The sequence below is a fragment of the Lentzea sp. NPDC020367 genome (assembly GCF_044387305.1).
GTDB lineage: Bacteria > Actinomycetota > Actinomycetes > Mycobacteriales > Pseudonocardiaceae > Lentzea.
In genome coordinates this window covers 710,096-720,148 of record NZ_JBIRVV010000002.1, presented here as the reverse complement: position 1 = coordinate 720,148, position 10,053 = coordinate 710,096, and the positions used below count along the sequence as shown (strand labels likewise).

Sequence of the window (10,053 nt, the reverse complement as noted above, 5' to 3'; positions counted from 1 at the left end):
GCTAGGAGACGGACATGCTCGTGATCGGTGTGGTGGGGCTCGGCAGCCTCGGGGAGGGCCTCGCGCAGGTCCTGCTCGCGAACGGGGCCGAGGTGATCGGCGTGGACAGCGATCTCGAGGTGCTGGCGCGCGTCCAGGACAGGCTCGGCGGTCCCCGGCTGGGCCTCGCGACGGAACTGGTCGACCTCAAGCGGGCCGACCTCGTCATCGAGGCGCTGCCGGAGGACTTCGGCGTCAAGGAGACCGTGCTGCGGCAGCTCGCCGACCAGTGCGCGCCGGGCACGGTCTTCCTCACCGCCACGTCGACGCTGTCCGTGGCGAAACTCGCCATCGCGTCCGGCGCACCGGACCGCGTCGTCGGGCTGCGCTACTCCATCCCGCCGCCGTACGGGCGGCACGCGAGCCTGATCGGCACGTCCATGGTCTCCCCGGAGGCGTTCCACCTGGCACGCAAGGCAGTCCGGCTGGCGGGCACCGAGATCGTGAGTCTCGGCTGCCGGCCCGTCGAGGCCGCCACCGCGCTGTTGTACGCGTGCATGAACCGCACGATGAACCTCGCCGACGAGGGCTACGCGACCGTCGAGGACCTCGACGCCGCCCTGAAACTGGGCTGCGGCCTCAAGTTCGGCCCGTTGCACCTGCTCGACCTGATCGGACTGGACACCGTCCGCAACGCTCTCCACCACCTCCACGACAGCACCGGCTCCGCCGACTACGTCCCGTCCCCGCTGCTGGACCGCAAGGTCGAGGAAGGGCACCTCGGGCGGAAAACGGGCAGGGGCTTCCACCGGTACGACGGCCGCGGCGAGATCCAGCCCCCGCCCCGCAACCGCGTCAGCGACGGCGAACCACGCGAGATCCGCCGTGCCGGTGTCGTCGGCGCCGGACTGATGGGCCGCGGCATCGCGGAAGTCCTGATCGTGGCGGGCATTCCCACCACGCTCGTCGCGCGCACCCCGGACAAGGCCGAGGCAGCGCGGCAGCAGATCTGCTCGTCCCTGACCAGACTCGTGCAGAAGGGCAGGATGTCCGAACAGGACCGTGAGGACGTCCTCGCGAGGCTCACCGCCGGCACGGGCTACGAGGCCCTGGCCGACGCGGACATCGTGATCGAGGCCGTCGCCGAGGACATGGCCGTGAAAAGCGCTGTGCTGCAAGGCATCGACGCCGCCGTCAAACCCGGTGCCATCATCGCCACCACCACGTCGAGCCTTTCCGTCACCGACTGCGCGAACGCGACAAGCCGCCCGCGGGACGTCATCGGGCTGCACTTCTTCAACCCCGCACCGGTCATGAAGCTCGTCGAGATCGTCCGCACCAGCCACACCGCCGACGACGTGCACGCCACCGCCCACGCACTGGTGAAGTGGCTGCGCAAGACCGGAGTGGACTGCGCGGACCGCGTCGGGTTCATCGTGAACCACGTGCTGTTCCCGTACCTGAACGACGCCATTCGCATGCTCGGCCGCACCGACGTCACGGTCGACGAGATCGACACCGCGATCGTGACCGCGTTCCACCACCCGATGGGCCCCTTCACCCTCCTCGACACCATTGGGCTCGACATCTCGCTCGCCATTCTGGAGACGCTGAGCGCGGCCTCTCCCACCGGAGAACCCGCGCCCGCGGAGGAACTGCGGCGGCTCGTCGCCTCCGGTCACCTCGGGCAGAAAACGGGCAGCGGATTCCGGCTCGGGAACAAAGGAAAGTGAGGCATTCCCCTGGCATTGAATGCCGTACAACGGCATCAGGCAGCACGTCGTTCGCAGAGAGGTGGTCATCAACGATGGCCGAGGAGGTCGGCACCCGACGGCGGCACGTGGCGATCTTCGCCAACCCCGCGCAGGGCCAGGCACTACCGGCGCTCGCGGTGATCGAGGAACTGGTGCGCCGCGGCTACCGCGTCACCTACGCCACCTCGTCCGAGGTCGCCGCCCGTCTCGCGCTGAGCGAGGCGACCGAGGGCAGGTGGGACGTGGTGGGGTTCCTCGACGACAGCTCGTCGCCGATCTCGCTGGCACGCGGCTACTTCGCGGGCGACCTGCCGGACCTCGTCGTCTACGACAGCACCGCCGTCGACGTCGCGCGGGCCGCCGCCGAGACGTGGGACGGCCTGCCGGACGACGACTTCGTGGACGCGGCCTTCGGCGAGTTCCTCACCCGCTTCGGGCTCGCGTTCCTCCCGGAGAAACCGAGCCTCTACCGGGTTGTGCCCGGCCGCGTTGTGGCGTATTAGTTCACTGACTGGAACCGGCGGTGGATTCGCCACCCGCACAATGCGGAATCACCGTGCCAGACTTTGACACTTGCCTCGCGGAGTTTGCGGTCCGGTCACCTGGGGCAATTATCCTCAGCGCAGGGTCACTCTTCGAGCCTGAGGCGGTAGGCGGTGGACGACCAGTCGGAGCTCTTCGGTCGTGAGAGCGTGCTCACCGCGGTGGCGCACCACACGACCGAGGCCCGTCGTGGCAGGGGCGCGCAGGCCGTGCTCGTGCGCGGCGGCCGTGGCTCCGGCAAGTCCGCCGTCCTGCGCCTGGCCACCGGGACCGAGACCCGTGCCGGGACGACGGTGCTGAGCGCGGGCGGACGTGGTGAACGCCTGCCGCTCACCGTCGCCCGCCGGATGCTCGCTCAGGCAGGTATAGGAGTTCCGGAACTGCCGGACACGTCCGCCGCCTCCCTCTACCGCGTGTACCGGTGCATGTGGCGTGATGTCGTGGCGCTGGCGCGGCAGTCGCCCGTCTGTCTCGTCCTCGACGACCTCGACGCGTGCGACGACGCGACCGTGCGCTGGGTGGACTTCGTACTGCGCAGGCTCGGCGCCGAACCGGTCAGCCTGGTGCTGTCGCAGAACTCGCCGCTGCACGTCGATCTGGCCCGTGCGCACGTGGTCGACCTGCAGCCGCTCACCACGCCGCAGGTCGCCGACATGATCTCCACGACCCTGCACTTCCCGCCGGACGCGGTGTTCACGAACCTGTGCCTGCGCCTGTCCGGTGGCGTGCCGAGCCACCTCACGACCGTGCTCGCGGACATCCGCGCCGCGCGGGCGTTGCGGCAGGAGTCCGTCGAACTCGTCGCGGCGCGCCGGCTGCGCGACGAGCCGGAACACCTGCGCGCCATCGCCACCGCGCTCGTGGTCGTCGACCGGGAGGAACTCGTCGGGCCGCTCGCCGGGGTGTCCGCGCGGGTGGCCGAGAACGGGATCTCCGCGCTGCGCCGTCACCACCTGCTCGGCGAGGGCCTGCCCGACCACGTCCGCGCGTGGTACCGGGCGGGCGTGCTCGACGTGCTCGGCCCGGCCGAGGCCGCCGAACTGCGGCACCGCGCGGCCGTCGTGCTGGACGAGTTCGGGCACGACGCGGGCGCCGTGGCCGACCAGCTCGTCCACCTGCCCGCCGTCGACGCGCCCTGGATGTCGCAGGTGCTGCACGAGGCGGCCGCGGGCGGGCAGCCCCGGGACGCGTCCCGCTACCTGCGCCGTCTCGTCGAGCTCAGCCCCGACGACGTCGAGCTGCGGGTCAACCTCGCGACCGAGCTGTCCCGGCACGACCCAACGCAGGCGTGCGAACACCTCGCCGCCGCGTTCCACCGCACCACCGACCCGGAGCTGCGGGCCGCGCTCGCCGTGAAGCACGCGCTGACCGGGCGCACCCGCACGTTCCTGCGGCTGGCCAGGGATCCCGCGCTGTCCGCGGACCTGGTGACGCTGCTCGACGCCGTGCAGCTGTCGATCGACCTCGACGACGCCCGCGTGGTCGCGACGGCCGTCGCCAGGGCCACGCCACCTCCGGCGGGAGACACGACGGCACAACGCTGTCTGCTCGGCGTCGTCGCGGAGGCCGTCATGCGCGGCGGGGGAGCGATGGACGCCGCCGTCGGGTACGCGCGGGCCGCCCTCGTCGACTCCGAGGCGCTCACCGACTGGTCGATGCTGTCCGCCGCAACGGTTCTGCGCGTGGCGGGCCATGCTGGGGAAGCGCTTTCCGTGCTCGACCGGGCCGTGGACGCCTTCGCGGGCAACGGGGACTCGCTCGCCCGCTGCCGATCGCTCGTGCAGCGCGCGCTCGTCCACATGTCGCTGGGCGATCTCCCGCGTGCCACCCAGGACGCGGCGACGGCGGTCCACGCGATGCGCGACGGCGGCTGGCGGCTGCCGCGCGCGATCGTCCTGCTGGCCTGGCTTTCGTTGCAGACCGGCAACACCCCGCTCGCGGAGAAGCTGCTCGACGAGGTCGACGAGGACGACGTCCGGCACCTCACCCCCGTGCACCGCGAGTACCTGCGCGCGTCCGGCTGGCTCGCCTTCGTGCAGGACGACGTCCCGCTGGCGGCCGAACGGATGGCGGCCTGCCAGGCGGTGATGTCCGCGGTCGGGCTCAGCGACCCCGGCGCCCTGCCCACGTGGATCGACGTCGTGCAGGTGATGACCCTGGCCGGACGGGACGCCACCGTCGCCACGCGGGAGGCGGACCGGCTGGCCAGGACCTGGCCGACCAGGGAGTCGGCCGCGTTCTCGTTGCTGGCACGCGCCTACACGACGATCGGGCCCGGCGCGATGGACATGGCCAGGGCCGCCGCGGACGGGTTCGCCGCGGTGCCGTCGCTCATCCAGCAGGCGCGGACCGAACTGCTGCTGGGTCAGCGGTGGTCCGGCGCGGGCGATCCCCGGCAGGCGCGGGCGCACCTGCGGGCCGCCGTCGGGCTGGCGTTGCGGGCCGGCAGCAGGGCGCTCGCGGACTCGGCCAGGACGTTGCTGCTCGGCGTCGGCGGACGGATGCGCGCGCCGTCCACTGTGGACGGCCTGGCGGTGCTGACGGCCAGCGAGCGCAAGGTCGTGGACCTGGCGGCGGCCGGCGTCACGAACCGGGAGATCGCCGACCACCTGTTCGTCACGCTGCGGACCGTCGAGGTGCACCTGACCCGCGCCTACCGCAAACTCGGGATCTCCAGCCGTGCGGAGCTGGCGGACTACCTGGCCTCGTGATGATCCTGCTCGAACGCACCGGCGAACTGCGCCGGCTGACCGAGGCGCTGGACCGCGCCCGCCGGGGAAGCGGCGGCCGGATCGTCGTCACCGGACCGCTCGGCTGCGGCAAGTCCGCGCTGCTGGACGCGCTGCGGGCGCGGGCCACCGGCTTCCGCGTGCTCACGGCCACCTGTTCCGCGCTGGAGCGGGACTTCGCGTTCGGCGTCGCCCGCCAACTGCTGGACCCCGTGCTGGCTCAGGACGGCGCTCGCCTGCTCAGCGGCCCGGCGGGCCTCGCGAGACCGGTGTTCGAGGAGGACACGCCGGTCGACTCGGTGTTCGCCGTGCAGGAGGCGGCGATCAGCGGACTCACCGCGCTGCTGCGGGCGATCGGCGCGGAGCAGCCGGTGCTGCTGCTGATCGACGACCTCCAGTGGGCCGACGACCCGTCGCTGCACTGGCTGGTGACGGTCGCCGCGGTGTTGGAGAACGAGCCGGTGCTGCTCGTCGCGGCCACCAGGGACAGCACGCGCGGACTGCCCGGGAGCACCGAGATCCGCCCGGAACCGCTGTCGCCGCGGGCGGTCGCGGAACTCGTCGAACACCGCACCGGCCTGCGCCCCGACGAGGACTTCGTCGCCGCGTGCCACGCCGTGACCGGCGGCAACCCGATGTTCCTGTGCGCGGTGCTGCACCACGTCACCAGCCCCACCGCAGACCAGGTCCCGCACGTCCGGGAGCTGCGGCCAGCGCGGCTGCGGGAACGGCTCGTGCGCGACCTCGCCACCCAGCCGTTCTTCGCCCAGGACTTCGCCAAGGCCGCGGCCGTGCTCGGGGAGGACGAGCTCGTCGGCAGGCTCGCCGGGCTCACCGACCGGCAGGCGGTCGAGGCCCAGCGCGTCCTCGACCAGGCCGGTCTCGTCCTCGGCAGACCGGTGATCAGGGACGCGATCGAGGAGTCGATGCCCGTCGGCGAACGCGACGACTGGCAGGCGAAGGCCGTGAAGCTGTTGCACGACAACGGCAGGCCCGCCGAACAGGTCGCGGCCCGGCTGCTCACCGTCACCGCCGCGCAGGGGCCGTGGGCGATCGAGGCGCTCGGCGAGGCGGCCGCGACCGCGTTGCGCAGGGGCGCGCCCGAGGTCGCCGCCCGCTACCTGCGCCGCGCGTTGCGGTACGTGGCAAGGGACTCCGAGCAACGCGCCCGGCTGCTCGTCGACCTCGCCACCGCCGAACGCCTCTTCGACCCCGCCGCGTCGGTCCGGCACATCTCCTACGCGGTGCCGTTGTTCCGCGAGGTCGAGGAACGGGCGGCCGCGCTCGTGCGGATCGCGCCGACCGCCCTCGGCTCCGCGCCCCGGCCCGTGCGCGACCTCATCGACCACGTCGCCGCCGGCCTCGCCCACAACCAGGAGCTCGCGTACCGGCTCGAGGCTCGGCAACGGTATGCGTGGCACGCCGATCCCGCGTTGCTCGCCGACTCCGCGCAACGCCTCCAGCAGATCAGCGGTGCCACCCCCGGCGAACGTGAACTGCAGATCGTGCTGCTCGACGCCGCCATGCTCACGGCCCGCCTGCCCGCGCACGAGGTCGCGGCCATCGCACGGACCGTGCTGAGACAGGAACCGCCGCACCCCACGCACGTGCACACCGCCCTGCCGTTGCTCATCAAGGTCCTCGCCGCCGCCGACGCCGCGCACGAGGCCGTGCCGTGGCTCGACCAGGCGTTCGGGCAGGCGACGACCACCGTCGAGCAGGCCCTGATCCGCGCCCAGCAGTCGTTCGTCCTCATGCACCTGGGCAAACCGGGGGAGGCGCGGGCGGCCGCCGAACACGCCGTCGACCTCGCCGTGCTGGACTGGCGCGGCGACACCACGACCGCCGCGATCGGGCTCATCGCCGTCGCCGTGGACCTGCGTGACCCCGCCCTGATCGCGAAACTCCTCGCTTCCCGGCCCGATCGCGACGAGCCCGCCGGTGTGGAGGCCGTATACCGCATGCTGCACGCGATGGGCGAGGCGTTGGCGGGGGAGCACGCGCAGGCGCTCGAACGCCTCCAGGACTGCGGTCGCGTGTTCGACGCCGCGGGGTGGCGCAATCCCGTGCTGCTGCCCTGGTGCGTGCACGTCGCACGGCTGCATGCCCAGCTCGGCGACTTCGCGGCCGCGAGAGAAGCCGCGATGGCCGGCTGGGACCGCGCGGTCGAGTGGGGCGCGCCGCTCGGCATCGGGCGGGCCCTCACCGTGCTCGGCCGCTACACGCCCGGCGGTCAGGGCCTCGAAATGCTGCGTGAGGCCGTGGAGGTCCTGCACGCCAACCCGTTCGAACGGGCCAAGACGCTGCTGCACCTCGGCGCGCGCGAACGCGCCGACGGCGACCCTCAGGCGCAACGCCGTCTCAGCGACGCGTATCAGCTCGCGGTGGACAGCGGTGCCGAAAGACTGGCTCAAAGAATCGCGAAGGAACTCGACGGTAATTCACCCGGCATCGTCGTGGCGCTGACCCGCGCCGAGTTCAAAGTCGCCGGACTCGTGGTCCGCGGTCTCACCAACGCGGAAATAGCGGACGAACTCGCCGTGACCTCGCGGGCGATCGAAAAGCACCTCACGAACTCGTTTCGCAAGCTCGGCATCCGCCGGCGCACGGAACTGCCCGGCGCACTCGCCAGGGCCTACCCGCCCCACGCGTAACACCGGCGACACATCTACGAATTTCTTGTGCGCATGTGCCGCACAGTTGAGCTGTGCCTCAGTTACCGCGCGGTGGCGTCTCGATCGGTCGCGCGGGCATCCTCGCAGTTCAGGGCCGTAACGCGCCATCAGGTGAGACGCAGCCGAAACGGCCTACCGAAATACGCGGACGCCTCCCCGAACCCCCGGCCCACCCCTACCACAACATTAGGGGCCACCCCTCACACCTCGTTGACCGGGTTCGGCAGATCTTCCTACGATTCAACGTGTCAAGGTGAGAATCGGGAAATAGTTCTAGATCGCCTTGTGGCCGCCTCAAGTTTCACTTCTGCACGAGAGGGATTCTCTCTGATGCACACTGTTGCCGCTGGTTCTCTCGCAACCGACCAGATCGCCGTTCCGGACGCGGACGTGTTCCGCTCACTGCTCGAACGCTCCGGTCTCTGCCTCGCCCGTCTCGACCTGCAGCTGCGCGTGGTCGAGGCCAACGACGACTTCGTGACCCAGTTCGGTCACTCCCGCGAGTCACTGCTCGGCCGCAGCTTCTACGAGCTGCTGCACCCCGGCGTGCACGGCCCGATGCGCAAGCAGTTCGACCGCCTCGTCGAGGGACGCCGCCAGCGCTTCGTGGAGCACCTCGCCGGCATCGGCCCGCGGCACGCCGTCTTCACCGGCGACATCACCGGCATCGCCGTCCACGACGTGCACGGCGGCCTGGTGCAGTTCGTCGTCGTCGTGAACCCGGAGAAGGGCGAGCAGCCCAACGCCGTCGTGGTCGACCGCAACCGCATCCTCACCGAGCTCGACGCCCGCATCCTCGAGGGCATCGCCACCGGCGAGTCGACCGTGCGCCTCGCGTCGCGGCTGTTCCTGTCGCGCCAGGGCGTCGAGTACCACGTCGGCACGATGCTCAAGAAGCTCAAGGCCCCCAACCGCGCCGCCCTCGTCTCGCGCGCCTACAGCCTCGGCGTGCTCAGCGTCGCCAGCTGGCCGCCCCGGGTCTCCGCCGACTACATCAAGTAGGCCGTCGTGGAGGAGATCCTCGACCGGGCGACCGACGCCGCCCGTGAGTGGGGCACGACCCGGCCGGACGAGCGGGCGGCGGCACTGGACGCCGTCGCCGAGGCGCTCGACCACGAGACCGAAGACCTGGTCGCGCTGGCCGAGTGGGAGTGCAGGCTCCCCGGCGAGGGCCTGCGCGCGGAGGTCGCCCGCACGACCTTCCAGCTGCGCTCGTTCGCCGAGTACCTGCGCTCGGGCGCGGTCAACGGGGTCGTCGTCGACCGCGAGGACCCGGCGTGGCCCGCCGGGCCGAGGCCGGACCTGCGCCGCGTGCTGGTCCCGCTCGGACCGGTCGCCGTCTTCGGCTCCACCTCGTACCCGTTCGCGTTCTCCGTGGCCGGCAGCGACACCGCGTCGGCGCTGGCCGCCGGGTGCCCGGTCGTGGTCAAGGCGAGCCACAGCTATCCCGACCTCGCCGACCGCACGGCCGAGATCGTCGAGGCGGTGCTGCCCAAGGGCGTGTTCGCGCTCGTGCACGGGCAGCGCCGGGCCCGTCAGCTCGTGCTCGACCCGCGGATCAAGGCCGTCGCGTTCATCGGCAGCAGCCGCGTGGGCCGCGAACTGCACCACCTCGCCTCGACCCGGCCCGAGCCGATCCCGTTCTACGGCGGGTTCGGCAGCGTGAACCCGGTGTTCGTGACCGCTCGGGCCGTTCGCAGGCGCGGCCAGGAGATCGCGCGCGGATTCGCTCAGGCACTGGCTCAGCAGAGCGGGCAGCTCTGCACGAAGCCCGGACTTCTCGTCGTACCAGAGGCTTTCGCCGACGACGTCGCCGCCGAGGTGCGCGCGTTGCGGGCGGAGCCGTTGTTCAACAAGCTCGTGGCCAAGCGGTTCGAGACCGGCGTGGAGGCGTTGACGGAGTTCCTCGACGTGCTCGTCGAGGGCGGCTCCGGCGCGGGCGGGCACGCGCCCACGTTGTTGCGCACCACCGCCGCCGACGTCCTGAACGGCCACGACGACGTGCTCAGCGAGTGCTTCGGGCCCGTGTCCGTCGTGGTGACCTACCGCGACAGCAACGAACTGCTGGAGCTCGCCGCCGCGTTGCCGGGACAGCTGACGGCGACCGTGCACGGCGAGGACGACGACCTTCTGCCCGAGCTGGTCAGCGAACTGACCGGGCGTGCCGGGCGGATCGTGTGGAACCAGTGGCCCAACGACATCGCGACGACCCCGGCCATGCACCACGGCGGTCCCTGGCCCGCGACCACGTCGCCGTTCCACACCTCGGTGGGCGTACGAGCCGTCGAACGGTTCCAGCGTCCCGTGGTGTTCCAAGGGTTTCCCAGCCACTTCCTCCCGGAAGTCCTGGCTGACGAACGGTGAGGAAGGTCG

Annotated in this window: 6 protein-coding genes; all 6 read left to right on the top strand. The window is 71.6% G+C overall.

The features are described 5' to 3' along the window. Positions 1–14 precede the first annotated feature (14 nt). The 6 genes from ACH413_RS10525 to ACH413_RS10500 all read left to right on the top strand — a co-directional run bounded on the left by ACH413_RS10525 (position 15) and on the right by ACH413_RS10500 (position 10,044). Positions 15–1,712, top strand: a complete 1,698-nt coding sequence (locus tag ACH413_RS10525; RefSeq protein WP_360030640.1) for a 3-hydroxyacyl-CoA dehydrogenase NAD-binding domain-containing protein — start codon at positions 15–17, stop codon at positions 1,710–1,712. Positions 1,713–1,786: 74 nt separating this feature from the next. Beyond that, positions 1,787–2,236: a hypothetical protein gene (locus ACH413_RS10520; protein ID WP_360030638.1), complete on the top strand. Its 450-nt coding sequence runs from the start codon at positions 1,787–1,789 to the stop codon at positions 2,234–2,236. 153 nt (positions 2,237–2,389) lie between these two features. After that, complete coding sequence (locus ACH413_RS10515) at positions 2,390–4,987, top strand: LuxR C-terminal-related transcriptional regulator (RefSeq protein ID WP_360030636.1); 2,598 nt, start codon at positions 2,390–2,392, stop codon at positions 4,985–4,987. Continuing rightward, complete coding sequence (locus ACH413_RS10510) at positions 4,987–7,659, top strand: AAA family ATPase (protein WP_360030634.1); 2,673 nt, start codon at positions 4,987–4,989, stop codon at positions 7,657–7,659. The genes ACH413_RS10515 and ACH413_RS10510 overlap by 1 nt, the downstream gene beginning before the upstream one ends. Positions 7,660–8,010: 351 nt before the next feature. Beyond that, entirely contained in the window at positions 8,011–8,682 is a 672-nt protein-coding gene (locus ACH413_RS10505; RefSeq protein WP_319973429.1) for a PAS domain-containing protein, read from the top strand. 6 nt (positions 8,683–8,688) lie between these two features. Further along, the gene (locus ACH413_RS10500; RefSeq protein ID WP_360030632.1) at positions 8,689–10,044 is read left to right on the top strand and encodes an aldehyde dehydrogenase family protein; all 1,356 of its coding nucleotides are present in this window, start codon (positions 8,689–8,691) and stop codon (positions 10,042–10,044) included. Positions 10,045–10,053 lie beyond the last annotated feature (9 nt).

What these genes read in the sequence shown, in the direction of transcription:
- ACH413_RS10510 (WP_360030634.1), top strand. Translation starts at nt 4,987, where the DNA reads ATGATCCTGCTCGAACGCACCGGCGAACTGCGCCGGCTGACCGAGGCG.
- ACH413_RS10520 (WP_360030638.1), top strand. Translation starts at nt 1,787, where the DNA reads ATGGCCGAGGAGGTCGGCACCCGACGGCGGCACGTGGCGATCTTCGCC.
- ACH413_RS10505 (WP_319973429.1), top strand. Translation starts at nt 8,011, where the DNA reads ATGCACACTGTTGCCGCTGGTTCTCTCGCAACCGACCAGATCGCCGTT.
- ACH413_RS10525 (WP_360030640.1), top strand. Translation starts at nt 15, where the DNA reads ATGCTCGTGATCGGTGTGGTGGGGCTCGGCAGCCTCGGGGAGGGCCTC.